Here is an 18,141-nt window from a genome sequence, read left to right on the forward strand (position 1 = left end):
ACCTAGTATTTATATTTATGAAGAGTCCCAGCCCAAACAACCTCAGGACATTGATTGACCTTGGCTTGCCGCGTCCTCCTCGGTGGAGGAAAAGGAGTCAAATGCCTTCCCGAGAATGGATTTTTGGACATTGCCTACGACGACAAGCCGCGATCGACTTCTCGAGACCCCAACGTAGCTCAGTTCCTGGTTTGATGTAACTGCATGATCGACGACCATGACGACCACAGCAGCTTCCAACCCCTTGAACCCGGCTACTGTATCCACAACTATGGCGCCAGGTTCCTGAAGCACCGCCCTAGTGGACTTCATCTTTCGCAACTTCAGGAGCTCGGCAGCCTTTATAGCTCGCTCTTCATCCGCAACCAGAAGAACAATGTCGGTGGGCAACATTAAAAACTCATGCACCATGGTCAACACTGTCTCGACTCCACAGTGCAAAGCCTCGGTTGGAGGGGACTCCAAGAGAACTGGCATATCTCCTTCAGGTCCCACGCACTGAATAAGAGGGCCCTTGTAGAGTTTTTCAGTCAGTAGGGCTATTTTCCTGGTATTTCGGAGATTCAGGCGCAATGGAAAACTACGTGCCTGTAACCGCGTCTCGAGATCGTCACGGCTGCGGTACACCGCTTGGTTGGAATCGAAGAACACACGCAGGTATCCGTGCACTGGATTTAGGGAGCTCTCTATCAAGTCCCATTGCCCCCAATCCACATCTTGCCCCTCGTCGATGAGCACTACATCCCAGATCTCGTCTGGGGCAATCTTCTTGCGTTCAGCCAAGGCAGAAAGTGTCATGATGCTCAGACCGGCTATTGTTCCGAGCCTCCTTGAAACATGTGCAGCAAGAGCAGGGCTCAAACAACAGAAAAGGATGGTCTTTCCGGTTCGGGCAGCGCGTGCAGCAAGCTCGCATCCAACTATCGTCTTTCCTGTGCCTGCCCCTCCTTCGATAACAACGCGTGAATAGCCATCGACAGAACTGATTACCAGCAGCTGTGCGCCAGTTAGAAGCTCATCCTGCATCGACATCTCGACTTCAACCTGCCGATGGAGTGGCACGGATAACCTTACTGGTGCAGCGATCGTAGCTTCAATTGCCATCAGGCCGTCGACACCAGGGCCCGATTCATTATCCCTGCTGGCATCGACATGCGATGCCAGACGGCTTTCAATCCACTTGTCCAACGCATACTTGAACTCTGTTGCACCGCAGACCAATCGTCTGTCATGTGGCCCCACCGGCCCGGACGACGGTGGGTCTCCATCAGGGAACACCGCACCATGCCTCATTCGCACTCGAGAACGCGGCCACAGAGGAGATTGTGCGAATTTCTTCAGTAACTGGTGCTTCGACGCCATCGCCTGGTTGACTGGATCCTTGATCCGATGCTCTACGCCGTTTCGGTCAGTGGAAGTCCATTGGTCGCGTACAGGGTCATACAGGATGGCCCCACCCTTCACCTCAATAACCAGAATGCCCTTCTCCGGGTGCACTACAACAAAGTCAGCCTCACCGTCTATTTCGCCCCCCCTGCTATTGATACCCCACCATGGACGCGAATAGAAAACACTCCAACGATTGTCTAGAGCAGCAGACAGGCGCTCATATACCTCCCGTTCAGCCTTGCGCCTCGGATCCTGTCTTACCCAAACTGGTAGCTGGGCGGGCCACATTACTGCCATCTATCAGTCCTCGCTAAGCATGTGTGAAAATACCCTGGCATGGCTCCGTCTCCCGAGCCGATCAGGAGAGCCCTGTCAAGGAATCGGTTGTGCAGTTCGCAGGATGTCTCAGGAACCAGAAGACAGGAGTGGCAGGCAGCAATCGAGTGAGTCTCAGGTGCGGCCATCTCTCCCTCAATACAGAGCGGATCGGACGAACACCACTGCACCGATCTCAACGCGCCTTCGATCGTAGGCCCGAGCAGATGTGGCAGTGCGCGTCGCTGTAGCCCCCCAAGGGTGCCATCCGAGTCCGACGTTGCTGTATAGATTAGGACGCCGGTCATACCATCAACACCTTCGCTGACATAGAGCCGCTCCCTCAGTGAGGCGGTCGAATAGCCACATTCAAGTGTTAACTGGCGAATCAGTGCATGAGCAAAGGCATGAATCATCAGCAGCCGGGGGGACGCCTCATAAGGGATTGGCTTATCAGGGTACCTCCGACTCCAATCCCGGATCCAAGACTCTTTGGCTGGGTGTACCCTCTGCTTTACATCTTCCCGCTGCTCCCACTGCAAGACTTCATTCTGGTCCAGCTGAATGAACACGCCCTCTCCACGCACTTCGATAGCTGGAAGCCAGTCCAGGGCGCTTTCGGAGATAGGTGCCACCTCCCCTTCTCCGTCGAATGGAGGATTGATACGGGTAAAAGCTCTTACAACCCTCACCTCTCGGAGGCGGGCCACTCGAACGACGCAGGATACACGGCTGACCAAACTTGGGGGCACTGCTTCACGGTGGATTTCGAACTCTCCCTCGTCCTCATCAACGGTATTCGTCAACACCTTGTACTCATCAAGTCGGAGGTTACTTGTATCGATCTCGTCCGCGTCGTTGACCATCTTCTCGAATCTCTCGGCAAGCTCGCGAGGCGGGATACGTTCTCTAGCAAGGATTCGCGAAAGTTGCTCAGAAGACTCGATATAACGGATGCGCCCCTCCAGCGAGGTGATATCAAGCAGCACATCCCAGAAGTCGCCGATGATGCGCTCCAGAGAGCGGGTCCATGGCGGAATGTCGAGCGCCGACTCCATGACGGGATAGTAAAGGTTTGATGCCCCACGCTGGACTGCACGGAATGTCCCTACATTGCCGTTACAACCGCAGCCATTGCTGTTGGTGCGAAGCCAAGGCCTGCTCCCCTTGCAAGACAGCTCCTTCAGTGCCTTCTCGCCGAAAGCTCCATCCATGGAACGGGATTGATTGCATGTTGGGCAGGAAAGCAAAAGTCCCGCAAGACCAGGGCCAACTGAGCTGAGCTTGAGTTCATTCCTGTTGGCACACCCCTCCTTGTGCCCGACCCACCAGTTCCATGGAAAATCATCTAGATGCCCAGCCGTGCAGGCGGCAGCAAAACGGACTGGGATTGCAAAAACCTTCGCCCCACCTGGTCTGTCATTTGAGCACTTGGGGCAAAAGCGGTATGCCTTTCCCGGGTCTTGTCCCCATCTACCAGCTGGTCGCAACATTTCACAAGACGGGCACTGAAGCCATTCAGGGAACCGCCGCAAGACTAGTGACGATAGATCAGGAGTTCCATCTGGACGAGTCGCATCCTTCTCGAGTACCGGGGGCAAACGGAAGTACTTTTTTCCAAGTTTCTTGCATAGCCGTCGCTCGATGATCTTTTGGTACTTAAGATTGCCCGATAGAGGGGCGCTCTTGTCCCACTCCTCAAGGCCTGTGCTGACCCCAGAAACAGGAGCACCATCAGCACGCATGTCGACGATTGCTCCTGGAGCATAAGTCATCAGTACTGCGCTACGGCGCAGTTCACCCACCATATTGTTAGACATTCCTATTCCTCCAGCGAGGCACAGCTGCAGGTTGCGCATTCGCCCCAGTCCCTGCTGTTGGCCCACCATCGACAGACGCACCCGAATGGCGGCGCGGGTTAGCCGAGAGGACTTCTGTCATGCGGAATGGTGTAGTGGGTTCAACGCTGCGCATATTGTTCATGGTGGGCCACGCGGCATCACGCATACGGCCAGTGGCCCGCCTCAGAGCGCTCAGGTCCGCGCTGATGAGTAACGACCGGTTGGGTTTGTACTTGTTGTAGTTGTAGCTATTTGGATTTCTGACAGACCAGTCGTTGAGAAGCGCATCAATTTCCTCTTCACATCCTGTCTTCTCGTCTTTATCTATGGCAAGGACCCTTCGCTCGATCTCATCGACCACATCGGCCAACAGTGAACTAGGGGCAAGCGAAAGGTCAGGTTTGCGACGCATTTGAGATGCCCCGTGACGAATCATCGTCACGAGAGCTGCATGCAGGGCCCGGTCGCGAGCACGCGAGGCAAATGGAGTCACACTTGTAGCTTCCACATCCCTGTAAAGTGAGGAATGCCAACCAAGAAAAGTCTCATAGTGCGATCGATCTCGTGGCTTGGCTGCATTCAGGATCGCGACAACCAAGCCGGGGAAGACGCTCCGACCTACACGGCTGGTTGCCTGGATGTACTCGGAGCGGGTCTTTGGCTGTCCGTTCAGAAGCATGGCCCCAAGGCGGGCAACATCGACGCCAACACTGACCATGTTCGTAGCAAGTACCACATCAATACAATCCGGATCCGCCGCAGTGCGTTTCAACTGGGCCAGTATCTCGATAATCTCCTTCTGCGAAGCCCGGGAAGTCAACTCCTTGGGGGGAGAAATCACTCTTGTGTTCTCGTTCCGCTGGTCGGAGTACAGTTTCATGGCATCGGGCACATCATCAAGCATCTGAACAATTGCACCCCCTAACTCTCGAAGAGAATTAAAATATGCAAGCAACGTAGCATAGCCGTCCCTCTCCTCGTCGGTCGCGCCTGTTGCAGGCCCTGAGGACTGCAGCAGTGATGCGGTGGTCGCTTGGAGTGCAAACTTTGCCGATCGCCCCGCAGTCGTCACACCAAGGTAGATTCGAGGTTCCCGTCGATCCTCTGGCCGAGCTGCAACGGCAAATCCCGAGTCATCATAATCAATGCCAGGAGGGGGAAACTGTCTGCTTTCCCTGTCGAAAAGCGCCCTTGCCTGGTCAGACGCTCTTCTGATCGTTGCTGTCGAACCGATGACCTTCGGCTTGCGGCCATCCTTCCGCAATAGCCAGTCAAAGGCTGTTTCGTACACTCCCGCAATCGTTCCAAGAGGACCACTGATTAGATGTAACTCGTCCTGGATGATGAGATCAGTCGCCTGGGGCGTTCCGAAGGCGAAAAGATCTCCAACTTCTTCCCGTGTGGGAAGCAACGCGAACTTGTCAATCGTCCCGATGAGCAAGGTTGGTCTTTGACTATATATATCGCTATCAACGGTGAAGACCGGCCAGCGACCGAATCTCTCGCCGAGAAGACACACAGAGCTTTTGCACGTCGGGTAAACCTCCTCGGAGGTTTCGTCGTAGACCCATCTAACAGGCTGCTGGCAGCAAGGGCACGCCTCAATCTGTTCTGCAGAACTTCCACCCCGATTACCCCTCTTAGCCAACGCATCCTTGAAGTTGTTTGGAGTAGCATCGCCCCCCACCCAAAGCCCGATCGAGAATGGAACGCTCCCCAGGTGCTTCAGCACCGTCTCGGCCCCCGGAGCCAGTCCACGCCTTATCAGCTCGCATGCGAGCACAAGAGCCGATGCACGCTCAAACTGCTGTGCGGTAAGGAGGCGAAGTGTATATCTCATCACCGCGGCATTCCCCGCTCCATCGTCAGGGCTCGTGACAGAGAGGCGCCGATAAAATGCAAGCATGGCGATAATAGTGAGGTAAGCCTCGGTTTTACCCCCACCAGTTGGAAACCACAGCAAATCCAGAATTTCCCGGTCCGGTGCTGAAGCCTTGCAGGCAGAACCTGCAGCCAGAAGGATAAACCCCAGCTGGAATGGCCTCCATCCGAGGGGACGACTGGACGCTTTCCATGAGTGCTGCAGGGCCATTGCCCTATTTGCGAGGCGGAATGACATCAGAAGATCTGGGTCTCTGCGCATTGCCTCGATGCCGCCCCGGATACGCTCTAACGCGTCATTGCACTTGGTCAAGTGTCCCTGTGCAATGCAGCGAAGATTCTCTGAGTCTAGGGTTTGCGCCTTCTGCGATGTTTGGTAAATCCAGTCTGTGTAGGCACTTGGCAACTCCTCCAGGCGAGCGAGAATCGATTTGTCGTCCAGAGTAGCCAGGGCTTCGGCCTCGAATGCTCCACGCATCACTAGTGGCTGAAACACTTCATGACCGTCCTCTCGGACCGCTGACACGGCTGCGTAGGGAATCCATTCACTTCGGATGGATGAAGCAAAACCTGCCGAACTCGACCAAGATGCAGAACATTGATGACCTGCTGCAAATTCGTGGCACTCGCGGTATAGAAGCTGCCCGGCTTCCTCGTCTTCATCATTGGCGGAAGACCTTGGAGGCCTAGGCACGATATGGGTACCAGTTCGAGGCTCGATCTGCAGTTCGGTCTGAAAGAGCGTCAGTGCTTCGCTTGCATCACGGTCGCCTTTCGGTGCTTCACTTCGATTGATCAGCGTAATCGTTGCAATACAACCCGATTGCATCGACTTCACCCTGACATGCAGCTCGACGGACGCATCGAGTCCATCTGCCAACAAGGGGATCGTTTCTTGGCTGTCTATAGGAAGTACGATTTTATCGACGGTGATACAGAACTGCCTGCGCGTCCATTTCGAATACGTCGTGTGTGACTTCTCCCCAGGCACACGCTCACCCTTGTAGGTGGCAAACCGGACATTTACGGCCACCTCGCAACCTTCATTTTGGCTTTCGGCACAAAAGGATAGGCCCATCGTACATGGCCTCTGCTGTCCAACCGGAGTGCTGGAACCAGGTGTATCATCATCTTCACCCTCCCCACTGCTCCCGTCATCGTCCGACGCATCCATCCGGTCACCGATTGGCCAAAGAATGCCGGTCAGGTATACATCAGATGGTCGCACTTTCCTCCCCTCGAGGATCTCATCATCTTGGTGCGGACCTACCAGATCCTCCCGGAGCCGTTCAATCACGGTTCCTCTTAATTCTGCTGGCGTCATTTCTTTTTCCTCCCGTGCTGGAAGTAGGTCTGGGGATAGCCGATGACAAGCGGGGCAAGTATGAGTCCTGAGTCTCTCCAGGGCTGATGCAGTTTCTCTCGATCTGGATCATCCCTCGAAATTGCAAACGTCCTAACCCCAAGCAAGCGAAGATGCTTGAAATACGCAGGCAGCCTCACCTGCCCAAGTTCAAGCTTTTCTGCCATGTCAAAGAGATCCCTATTCAGTACTGTGGAGAGATAGCCCAGAGGCTCATCCGAGCTCTCCAGGGTCATGACATACCGCCATTCCTTCAAGGGGCCACATATACTGGCTCGCATTTGCCGAACCCCTGAGGAATACTTCAACAGGTTGCGCTGCGCCTCAGTCACCAAAGCTGCACTCGCGAACATCTGTGTGCCAGCCAGTCCGCAGGCGTCAATGTCACGACGATGGCCAATCTCCACCTGGATTCTGTCATTGTCGTAGGAAGTGCTGAAGGCTCTCCCAGACTGTTCAAGCCGCCGGTACGGCTTGCTAGAGGCCCCTTTACCAACCTTCAACTCATGCTTGGCGCGGGTTGCACCCACAAAGAGCACCCGCGCTTCTTCACAAAGCCTGTCATCCTCTACCGATCCCGAGGGCTGCGCGGGCAAATACAACCGTACTTCGCCTGCTTCACGTCCTTTCGAACCGTGAACAGTGCCTATCACGGGCCCTAGAGTACCGAAATCCGGTGTTATGAACTGGTATGGCACAGAGCTTCCCGCCAGTCGATCCACCAGCTTTCGCACAGAAACTCTTGATTGTGATTGCCCGAAGAACCTTACGAGATCCTTCCAAGCACTTTCGCAAGAAGCCGAATCTCTGTTGACCCGAACAGACCATCGTGTCTGAAATTCAGCCACATCGATATCGTCCTTGGTCCAGTCCCATAAAATCAGAGCAATCCAGGTATGAATACAAACAGGAAGGCCAGACATTCGAAGGCGGTAGGGCCTTCGCTCGATGTAGCTTGATGCCTCAAGAGCCTCCCCCCTTTTCCTGAACAAAAGAAATGCATCGTCAAGTTGGGAGGAAAGCGCTGGAAAGTCATCCCTGAAATTTCCAACATCCGAGTGATTGGTCGATTCGATCAGTTTTCGAACTTGCTCATACCGCTCCACACTAGATGCCTTGTTAGCCGTTAGAACTTGGCGGCCTATTCCAAAGAGCTTCATGAGTACAGGATCACTCGTCCTGTGAATTTCCTTCAATTCCACACAATTGAAGTCGGGAAGGTATTTGCGAATACAGTCTGGCAAGTGACCTTCCACTTCACTCGGACTCCCCTCTTCTCCGAACATGTAGATGGCCTGGGCCTCGTCAGAGAACACGGTGACTCCTGTTTCTTTGGGAAGAGCATCAATGATGTCGAGAAGCAGCTCACATCTAGTTCCCACAATATCCTGAGCCTCATCCACAAGAAGATGCTGCACAGAACTAAGATATTCGAATACACCATCGTTCTTCCTCACGAGCTCAATGACTTTATCGATGTTGTTCTCGAAGGATCCATTCAGCTTTGCTGATGAATCGAAGCCAGAATGGATTGCCCAGGCATGCGAGTCGATAGTTGCAATCCTCAGGCCGTAGGCGGACGAAGGGTCCTTCAGGTATGAAGAGATCCGATTGCGTAGTTCGTGTACAGCGGTTCGCGTAAAGGAAATCAACCAGATGCGAGAGGCATCGGCAAATCCATTGTCGATAAGCCAGGCAATCCGGGCACAGGCAACTGCCGTCTTGCCTGTCCCCGGGCCAGCATCGACCAACAACCGTTCCTCGCTCCCTGCCGTGATGACTTGAATCTGCTCATCAGTCCATGGAACCTCGTACCTGGGCTGCTTTGAGCCGACCAGTTGCGTGGTGCCCACCTCAGCCTTCTTCATTTGTGATTTCCTCCACAAGCCGGCGCAATCTATCTTCACTACCGACTTCGCACTCCCAAATTACAGCAACCTTCCAACCAAGTGCTTTTAGTTCTCGAACCTGCCGCTCATCTCGCTGAACATTCGCGGCAAACTTCCGTTGCCAGAAGTCAGGACGCGTCGCTGGAGTTGTCGCAAATTTGCAGCCCTGATGCCTGTGCCAGAAGCAACCGTGGACAAAGATCACCGCATGCCATCGGGGTAGTACTAAGTCAGGGCGACCAGGCAATTGCTTCTTATGCAATCGGAATCTGAAGCCAAACCTATGCAAAAAACGCTTGACCACCATCTCAGGAGCGGTGTCGCGTCCCTTGATAGCTGACATCATTCGCGATCTCGTTCGCGTGTCTACTATATCAGTCACTTATCTGGTTCGTTATTAATACAAATACAAGTTAAAATACGTATTTCTCTTCATAGTAGAAATATAGTGTCACTTCACCTGTAGCAATGAGTTAAATACTTTTAACTCATTAAAAAGCATTGCACTCACGCACCGTCTCCTCAATAACTCTTAATCAACAGCTTTCTTAAAGTAAATCTCAAGCGGCTCAAAAAACTTCACTCTTGCTTCAGAATATTCCATAACTCGTTTATTTGCCTTCTCTGTCCGTCGCTGAGACTGCTTCATCATATAGACAAATCGCCGAGCTCCGTCATGAGCATCATCATTTCCACCGACGAATGTCGTTCTGCTTTGAACATTTGCTCGTTTCCAAAGTGCGGCCTCCAAACTGCCGTCAAACGTAATTTCTACTGTAATGTCTGGAGACCTCATCAGTGTCTGAGAACTTAAATCGCACAATGTGAGCAGCTCAATATCTCCCAACTCCTCTACACCATCACCCTTCGACTTTAGAATATTGAAGGCTTTCTCCTGTGGGTTGGACATCAGTCGACGGGCTTTCTTCTTGTCGCCATTTTCCCTATACATATTCTTTTCTATAATATGTATTAGCAAGAACTTGACATGCCACGGCTCAAAGTAAGTCAATTGAATTTTGGGACACTCTTCTTCAGCTAAACTGAATGGAATCCTGGTCCCATGGCCTTTCTCTCCTGCAAAATCTCTCACCCAAGACTTATTCTTTATCTCATCCAAGGCGATGCGAAGAGCCTTCTCATCACTTCGAATCCGCTTGAACATTTCTCCCAATTCCTTTGGAGCAGAGTGGCCGGTAAAGTGCGTCGCCAAGCCAACCTCTGCCATAAGAAGTCGAACTTGTTCTTCAACTTGCTTAGGGGTATGTTTTCCACGGCCGGATGCTTCGTACAAAACAACCGGACTGACACAAGCAAATACATCTAAGCAGTAGTGATCTTCCACTAGCGCTAAAAAGGCTAGGAGTGCATGAAAACGGTGGCCGCGTAGAGGCTGCTCAACATCATCCCGCAATCGAATGTCCTGCAAGACATTATTGTCGAAGAATAACAATAGCCTTTCCGAAACCGTTGCGTAATAACACGCCATCGCATCCAGTCGGAGAAGCGCTGAGAGAAAGTTTTCTTTTGCCTCCTTGTCAGCTGTAGCCAAGAAGGACTCCACTCTTTCCTAACGTTTTGTGCGAGCAATAAGTATTTTTTTATCATGTTGTGATTCGAAGCGTTGAGCGAACACAACGGTATCAGATAAAAACTTGGCTTTTATGCCATCAAACCATTTCATCTTTTATCCTGTCACATATCAGTCTATGACTTCGGCAATATCATTGCCAAGCTCTTATTTCTATCTTTCAAGAAAGCTTCTAAATCTGCACGCAAAAAAATATAGGTCGTTCCGCCATCTACGGAGGGACCGCTTATCGGATACAAACCACGATTCATCAAGGCCCGGGATGCAGAACAACGTCCAAAACCACTTCGCTCTGCAAGCTCTTTCCCCCAAACATACCGCTGTTTGAAGCGCTCCAGGGCAGCCTTACTAACACTATGCATACACTTTTACTTTTATTGATGCTAATAGTATATGAATCCATAGTCTCTAAGCCAGTACAACACGTGTTCCTTCAACCCGAGGTAGCGAGCAGCACCAGCCAAGGAAAACATATCCAGCTCTGGCTGACGCCGCTGAAACCATTGCAAGAACTGCTCTCTGGAGAGCAACAGCCCACTAATGCCATGCCGAGCAGGGTTGTATCCGACGACCGTGAGTTCGTTAGCTTGGATGGCCTGCAGGAGTTCTACCATGCCGGTCCCATTGCGGGTATATCCACGGCAGATCTGGTCAATTGAGATCAGGCTGCCGCAGTCGGGGGTGGGATGTGCGTTGACGTAGACGCTTGACAAAAACATATCCAGTTCCTGCCGTTGAAACATCCACTGCACAGTGGAGCCCCCTGCTCCATTGGGCCGATAGGCGGGCCTGATCAAACCGTGCTCACCTTGAAGTGAACGGAACTGCCAAGCGTGTAGCTTGTGCGTACCTTTCGCAGATGGGGCCTATTGCCTCGGCTCATGCTGCGGCGACTCTTCTTGCCGAGTACCGGCCACGCTTGCTGGTAATGACCGGAATCTGCGGCGGATTCTCGAAAGAAGTTTCCATCGGAGACCTGGTAATCGCCGATAAGAGCTGGGACTGGCAAGCGGGGAAATGGACGGAAGATGGGGAACTCGCACCGTCAGCTGACCCTCGAGACGGGGCAGCTGAATTAGTTGCCTATGCTCAGACCATCGGCGATGCCGTGAATCATGCTCATGAACGCTTCACTGGCCAAGGGAAACCAGTGAATGCCCCAAAGTTAGTGAAGGGCCCTATGGTTACAGGCAGTGCTGTGGTTGCGTCCCAAAATATCCAAGAAGTATTCAAAGGTCAGCACCGCAAAATGGCAGGTATCGATATGGAGTGCTACGGCATGTATTACGCAGTCTCCAACCACGCGGGAGCGTCCGTTCGTACGCTCTGCATCAAGGCGGTTTCTGACTTGGCTGACCGTGCAAAGGCCGACGATCACCAGCAATACTGCAGCTACATTAGTGCCGCTGCGATGCTTGAGGTTGTGAGCCTCTACTTCAGAAACCTACGAGCCTGACTGAGCGCGTGGTAAATTTGTGACGCCGGATGGTCTTTTGCTCCGTTGTTGGCTGCGGACTCGGTTTGAAAGTTAAACGATCGTTTGGGCGAAGTCGAACTCTATAGCGCGAATGACCGCCATTGCTACTCAGCGGTCATTCGCTCATGCAGTTGATCCATCCGATAAGGCTGATCAGCAGACGGCTTGGTCCAAGAGGGCGTCTCAAGCTAGCATAAAAAAATGGCCTCCAAACTTGTGGAGGCCATCCTTCTCACAGCGTAGGCTGCGTGTGAAATCCCAAAAATCTAGAAAAGTGGGAAAAATCTAGATCTTCACGGGATCCTACAAGAATCTGTAGGATCCCATCTTCATCTAGATGAGCCCCACGGCAAATCAACGGGGTTCTAGATGAAAGTGGGACGGAGTGGGTGCCGGCGTCCCATCTTCCTGGATGATCCTCTCCCAGGCCTTCTGCCGCTTCTACACTGAGTTCCGCCACTTAATCAGACCCCACATTCGTATCTTTCCACAGGCGCTCTTACGCATTGTCCCGAGTATATAGCAGTTAGTGGTCAGCTTCGACTGCTTCGCCTGCCCACACGTGTGGCTTTGTAGCGGCTTCTCCTGGGTCCAGGAGCGGCTAGCTAAAGCCTTCACAGCATCATGGCTCTCTGGTGGCCGCGAGTAACCTTCAGTAGAGAGACCCACTGGCTAGCAGCGAAGCTGGACTCTGAGACTGGCGGTGGACGCACCAACCTGTCGGGATGGGATTGGTCTCCATTTTGAGATTGGTGTCAATGAATTGTTGTTTTTTGTAAACGATGGTTAGGCATTTTGTGCTGTTTTTCAGTCGTCCATTTTATAAAAAAATCAATAAATACGCCTCTTTTTCAAAATAGTTTTGTTTGACCGCGGGTTACGTATTTACACTTAGCCACTTTCCGTTGCTTGATATTTAAAATGGATGAAATTTTATAAATAAATATTAAACAATTACTCTAGTTGCGTGTGATGAATCTGACCTTCCGGGCCGCCTGCATGGGCGGCTTATTGTTTCCTGCACTATCCGTTGCGGCCTTGCCCGACACTCTGCAACAACAGACCGATCAACTGCTGCGCAATCACCAGCAGCAGCTGGACTGGCAACGGCAAGATCTGCAGAAGCGGCCCGATGTCTTTGAGTCGCCAGCCCGCCCCCAAACCCCTAACCGTAGCGCGCCCGCCTCGTCGGCGCCGGCCAATTGCTTCCCGGTGGCCCGCGTGGCGCTGGACGGCGCGCCGGCCGCTTGGCTGCGCTGGTTGCAGCCGCTGGCCGACGCCAACGCCCAGGCCTGCCTGGGGCTGGACGATCTGAACCGGCTGACTGCGGCGTTGACCGACGAAATCGTGGCGCGCGGCTTCGTCACCAGCCGCGTCTATCTGCCGGAGCAGAACCTGCGCAGCGGCGCGCTGCGGCTGGTCATCGTGCCGGGGCGCATCCATGAGATTCGGTTGAAGGAAGGCGGCAGCGACGCCGGCCTGCGCAGCGCTTTCGCCACTGGCCCGGGCGAGATTCTCAACGTGCGCGATCTGGAGCAGGGCCTGGAACAATTGGGCCGGCTGCCCGGCCAGCAGGCCACCATGGAGATGGTGCCGGGCGAGACGCCGGGCGAGAGCGATGTGGTGGTCAGCCGCAGCGGCGCCAGGCCGCTTGGCGGCGCGCTGACGGTGGACGACTCCGGCCAGGACGCCACCGGCCGCCTGCAGGCCAACGGCAGCCTGACGCTGGGCGGCCTCACCGGCCTGAACGACGTGCTGTCGCTGTCGTGGAGCCAGGACGCCGAGCACGTCAGCCATCCGCTCAGCCGTTCCGCCTCGCTGTCCTGGCTGCTGGCATGGGGCAACTGGACCGGCATGGCCAGCTACAGCGGTTTCGCCTACCACCAGACGGTGCAGGGCGTGAACCAGGATTTCACCTCCAGCGGCCACAGCCGCAACACCCTGTTGTCGCTGTCGCGGCTGCTGCATCGCGACCAGAACAGCAAGACCGAACTGAAGCTCAGCCTGACCCGCAAGGCGTCGCGCAGCTATGTCGAAGACGCCGAAGTGGTGCAACAGCGGCGCGATCTCTCCATCGCCGGCCTGGAGCTGAGCCATCGCCAATACTGGGGCGAGGCGGTGCTGGACGGCAGCATCGGCTACCAGCGCGGCATCGGCGCCTGGGGCGCCCAGCCCGACACGCTGGCGGCGCAAGGCGGTCCCACCGCCCGTCACGAGCTGTATCAAGGCCGGCTCAGCCTGCAACTGCCGCTGCATGCCGGCAGCCAGGTCCTGCGTTGGAGCAGCGAGCTGCGCGGCCAGTACAGCCCGGACCTGTTGATGTCCAGCGAACAGTTCTCCATCGGCGGCCGCAGCACCGTGCGCGGCTTCAATACCAGTTCGCTGGTGGGGCAGAGCGGTTACTACCTACGCAATGAACTGAGCTGGCCGCTGCCGCCGCGCCAGGGCTGGGCCTTCGAACCGTACCTCGGGCTGGATGCCGGGCAGATCGCCCGTCCGGCGTATGACAGCGGCCCGGACCGCACCCTGTCCGGCTGGGCGGCCGGGCTGCGGCTGAGCCTGGGCCGCCACCTGTCAGCCGAACTGACCCACGAGCGCGCCTTGCACCAGCCCCTAGGCTGGGATCGGCCCGCCATCACCCATTTCTCGATCACCGCGCAGTGGTAAGCCCGCTGCCCCGTTCCGCTTAGCAGACCTCACATCATGAACAAGAAACTCTACCGGATCATATTCAATCAAGCCCGTGGCCAGTTGATGGTGGTGCAGGAAGACGCCTGCGGACAGGGCAAGGGCAACAGCGCCGAAGGCATCGGCGCCACGCTGGCGGCCAGCTGCCGCGCTTTCAGCCTGCGGCTGAGCGTGCTGCTGATCGGCCTGGGGCTGGGCAGCAGCGCCTGGGCGGCCGACATCGCCGCCGACCCGCACGCGCCGGCCGGCAAGCAGCCCGGCGTGATCCAGTCCGCCAACGGCTTGCCGGTGGTGCAGATCGCCGCGCCGACGGCTGGCGGCGTCTCGCACAACCAGTACCAGCAGTTCAACGTCGGTCCCAATGGCGCGCTGCTCAACAACAGCCCGGTCAACGTCAGCACTCAGCTGGCCGGCTACATCAGCGGCAACCCCAATCTGAAGAACGGCAGCGCCCGCATCATCCTCAACGAAGTGACGCAGCCCAACCCGTCGCAACTGCGCGGCTACCTGGAAGTGGCCGGCCAGCGCGCCCAGGTGGTGATCGCCAACCCATGGGGCATCAGCTGCAGCGGCTGCGGCTTCATCAACACCCCGCAGGCCACGCTGACCACCGGCGTGCCGCAGTTGAACGCCCAGGGCGCGCTGACCGGCTACCGCGTCGCCGGCGGCCGCGTCAGCATCGAAGGCAGCGGCCTCAATGCCGCCAACCTCGACAGCTTCGCCATCATCAGCCGCGCGCTGTCGGTCAACGCCAGCCTGTACGCCAAGCAGCTCGACATCGTGTTGGGCCGCAACCAGGTGGATGCCGCCACCCTGAAGGCGCAGCCGCTGGAAGCCAGCGCGGCCGACGCGCCCGCCTTCGCGCTCGATGTGGCGCAACTGGGCGGCATGTACGCCAACGCCATCACCCTGGTCGGCACCGAGAAGGGCGTCGGCGTCAACCAGTTGGGCACTCTGGCCGCCCAGGCCGGCGACCTGCAACTGACCAGCGCCGGCGACCTGATCCTGCGCGGCAAGACCTACAGCCAGCACGACTTGCGCCTGCAGGCAGACGGCCAGCTGCAACACGACGGCATCACCCGCGCCGATGGCCACCTCCAGGCCGAGATCGCCGGCCAGACCACGTTGCGCCAGACCCTGAGCGCCGGCGGCGATCTGACGCTGCATACTGGCGCCTTGCAAGGCGATGGCGCGCTGGCGGCCGGGGCCCAGGCCGACGGCAAACTCAGCGACCACGGCCGGCTGGAATTGAACAGCGCCGGCGCGCTGCAAAGCCGCGGCCAGTTGCTGGCCGGCGGCGACCTCAGCCTGCAGGCCGGGCAGACCGACCTGAGCCAAGCCACCGTCAGCGCCAGCCACGGCGCGCTGGACATCCATGCGCGCGGCGATCTGAATGCCCAGAACGCGCAGCTGAGCGCCGCCGCCGGCGCCCGCCTGAGCGTGGACGGCGCCCTCGACAACCGCCAGGGCCAACTGTCCGCCGCCCAGATCGAATTGCAACTGGGCGCCTTGGACAACCGCCAGGGCCAGATCGTGCAGAGCGGCGCCGCGCCGTCCGCCTGGCATATCGACGGCGCCGTCGACAACCGCAACGGCCTCATGGCCAGCGCCGGCGCGCAACTGACGCTGCGCGCCGCCAGCCTGGACAACCGCCAGGGCCAGATCGCCCACGGCGGCAACGGCACGCTGAACCTGACGACCGGCGCGCTGGACAATAGCCAACACGGCCGCCTGGCCAGCGACGGCCAACTCAGCCTGCAGGCCGCCTCGCTCGACAACCGCGCCGGCAGCCTGATCGGCAACCAGGGCGCCGCCGTCGCCGTGGCGGGGCAACTCAGCAACGACAGCGGCGTGCTGGGCAGCGACGGCCAGCTCAGCCTCGCCGCCGGTGCGCTCGACAACGCCACCGGCTTGATCCAGTCGGGCAAAGACCTGCAACTGACCGCCATCTCGCTGACCAACGCCGACAAGGGTCAGATCCTGGCCCTCGGCAAGGATGCCGCCAGCAAAGTGGATGTCACGGGCGACTTGCACAACCAAGGCAAGATCGCCGGCAATGCACAGTTGGACGTCAACGCCGCCACCGTGGACAACAGCCACGGCACCTTGCAGGCGGCCGGCGCGCTGAATCTGACCAAGCAGAGCAGCCTGACCAACGACGGCGGCCATCTGGCCGCCCAAAGCCTGAATGTGAAGGCCGACTCGCTCAGCAACCAGGCCGGCGAAATCTACGCGCAAGGGCAACTCACCAGCCAGCTGAAGACCCTGGACAACAGCCAGGGCAGCGTCATCGGCGGCCAAGGCGTCGACCTGACGGTGACGGATAAGCTGCACAACGACGGCACCCTGGGCAGCGATGGCCAGGTGAAACTGAACGCGGGCCAACTCGACAACGTGGCTGGTTCGATCCAATCCGGCAAGGATTTACAGCTCACTGCCCAAAGCCTAACCAACGCCGACAAGGGCCAAATCCTGGCGCTGGGCAAGGATGCGGCGAGCAAGGTCGATGTTACGGGCGATTTGCACAACCAGGGCAAGATCGCCGGCAACGGTCAGTTGGACGTGAATGCCGCGACTGTCGACAACGCCAAGGGCACGCTGCAAGCCGCTGGCGCGCTGAACCTGACCAAGCAGACGAGCCTGATCAACGACGGCGGCCATCTGGCGGCGCAGAGCCTGAACGTCAAAGCCGACAGCCTGAGCAACAAAGCGGGCGAAATCTACGCCCAGCAGCAACTGAGCAGCCAACTCAAAACCCTCGACAACAGCCAAGGCAGCGTCATCGGCGGCCAGGGCGTCGACCTGACGGTGACGGATAAGCTGCACAACGACGGCACCCTGGGCAGCGATGGCCAGGTCAAGTTGAGCGTCGGGGCATTGGAGAATGCTGCCGGTTCGATCCAAGCCGGCAAGGATTTACAGCTCACCGCACAAAGCCTGAGCAACGCCGACAAGGGCCAAATCCTGGCGCTGGGCAAAGACGCGGCCAGCAAAGTGGATGTCACGGGCGACTTGCATAACCAAGGCAAGATCTCCGGCAACGGCCAGTTGGACGTGAATGCCGCGACTGTCGACAACGCCAAGGGCACGCTGCAAGCGGCCGGCGCGCTGAACCTGACCAAGCAGACGAGCCTGATCAACGACGGCGGCCACTTGGCCGCCCAGAGCCTGAACGTGAAGGCCGACTCGCTCAGCAATAAGAGTGGTGAAATCTACGCCCAGGGCCAACTGACCAGCCAGCTCAAGACCCTGGACAACAGCCAAGGCAGCTTGATCGGCGGCCAGGGCGTCGACCTGACGGTGACCGGCACGCTGCACAACGACGGCACCCTGGGCAGCGACGGCCAAGTCAAGTTGAGCGCCGGGGCATTGGAGAATGCCGCCGGTTCGATCCAAGCCGGCAAGGATTTACAGCTCACGGCACACAGCCTGAGCAACGCCGACAAGGGTCAGATCCTGGCCTTGGGCAAGGATGCGGCGAGCATGCTGACCATCGCCAACGACTTGCACAACCAAGGCAAGATCGCCGGTAATGCACAGTTGGACGTCAATGCCGCCACCGTCGACAACGCCAAGGGCACCTTGCAAGCCGCTGGCCAGCTCAATCTGACCAAGCAGACGAGCCTGATCAACGACGGCGGCCATCTGGCGGCACAGAGCCTGAACGTCAAAGCCGACAGCCTGAGCAACAAAGCGGGCGAAATCTA

General features: G+C 56.8%; 10 protein-coding genes. 3 read left to right on the forward strand and 7 right to left on the reverse strand.

Translation table 11 applies throughout. The features are described from left to right. Positions 1 to 42: 42 nt before the first annotated feature. The 7 genes from C2134_RS02610 to C2134_RS02640 form a co-directional block, all read right to left on the reverse strand. A complete protein-coding gene (locus C2134_RS02610) occupies positions 43 to 1,686 on the reverse strand; it encodes a nuclease-related domain-containing DEAD/DEAH box helicase (RefSeq protein ID WP_103317330.1) in 1,644 nt (547 codons plus the stop codon). Further along, the gene (drmB, locus tag C2134_RS02615; protein WP_199179858.1) at positions 1,677 to 3,524 is read right to left on the reverse strand and encodes a DUF1998 domain-containing protein; all 1,848 of its coding nucleotides are present in this window, start codon (positions 3,522 to 3,524) and stop codon (positions 1,677 to 1,679) included. Before drmB ends, C2134_RS02610 begins: the two co-directional genes overlap by 10 nt. Beyond that, on the reverse strand, positions 3,517 to 6,750 hold the full coding sequence (locus tag C2134_RS02620; RefSeq protein ID WP_103317332.1) for a helicase-related protein: 3,234 nt from the start codon (positions 6,748 to 6,750) through the stop codon (positions 3,517 to 3,519). Before C2134_RS02620 ends, drmB begins: the two co-directional genes overlap by 8 nt. Continuing rightward, entirely contained in the window at positions 6,747 to 8,657 is a 1,911-nt protein-coding gene (locus C2134_RS02625) for a UvrD family DEAD/DEAH box helicase (protein WP_103317334.1), read from the reverse strand. The genes C2134_RS02620 and C2134_RS02625 overlap by 4 nt, the downstream gene beginning before the upstream one ends. Continuing rightward, positions 8,644 to 9,060, reverse strand: a complete 417-nt coding sequence (locus C2134_RS02630) for a very short patch repair endonuclease (protein WP_103317336.1) — start codon at positions 9,058 to 9,060, stop codon at positions 8,644 to 8,646. Before C2134_RS02630 ends, C2134_RS02625 begins: the two co-directional genes overlap by 14 nt. Before the next feature lie 150 nt (positions 9,061 to 9,210). Continuing rightward, positions 9,211 to 10,230 (reverse strand): hypothetical protein, encoded by a 1,020-nt coding sequence (locus tag C2134_RS02635; RefSeq protein ID WP_146042068.1) that lies wholly within the window; start codon positions 10,228 to 10,230, stop codon positions 9,211 to 9,213. A gap of 422 nt (positions 10,231 to 10,652) precedes the next feature. Then, a complete protein-coding gene (locus C2134_RS02640; RefSeq protein WP_146042069.1) occupies positions 10,653 to 11,021 on the reverse strand; it encodes a hypothetical protein in 369 nt (122 codons plus the stop codon). Between the two features lie 62 nt (positions 11,022 to 11,083). Here C2134_RS02640 and C2134_RS02645 point away from each other — a divergent pair, with 62 nt between their 5' ends. From C2134_RS02645 to C2134_RS02655, 3 genes are all read left to right on the forward strand, one after another. Beyond that, positions 11,084 to 11,725, forward strand: a complete 642-nt coding sequence (locus C2134_RS02645) for a 5'-methylthioadenosine/S-adenosylhomocysteine nucleosidase family protein (RefSeq protein WP_146042070.1) — start codon at positions 11,084 to 11,086, stop codon at positions 11,723 to 11,725. 993 nt (positions 11,726 to 12,718) lie between these two features. Then, complete coding sequence (locus C2134_RS02650) at positions 12,719 to 14,413, forward strand: ShlB/FhaC/HecB family hemolysin secretion/activation protein (RefSeq protein ID WP_103317343.1); 1,695 nt, start codon at positions 12,719 to 12,721, stop codon at positions 14,411 to 14,413. Between the two features lie 36 nt (positions 14,414 to 14,449). Then, on the forward strand, positions 14,450 to 18,141 hold a 3,692-nt coding region (locus C2134_RS02655; RefSeq protein WP_199179859.1), incomplete at its 3' end, for a two-partner secretion domain-containing protein.

This window comes from Chromobacterium sinusclupearum, assembly GCF_002902845.1.
Lineage (GTDB): Bacteria > Pseudomonadota > Gammaproteobacteria > Burkholderiales > Chromobacteriaceae > Chromobacterium > Chromobacterium sinusclupearum.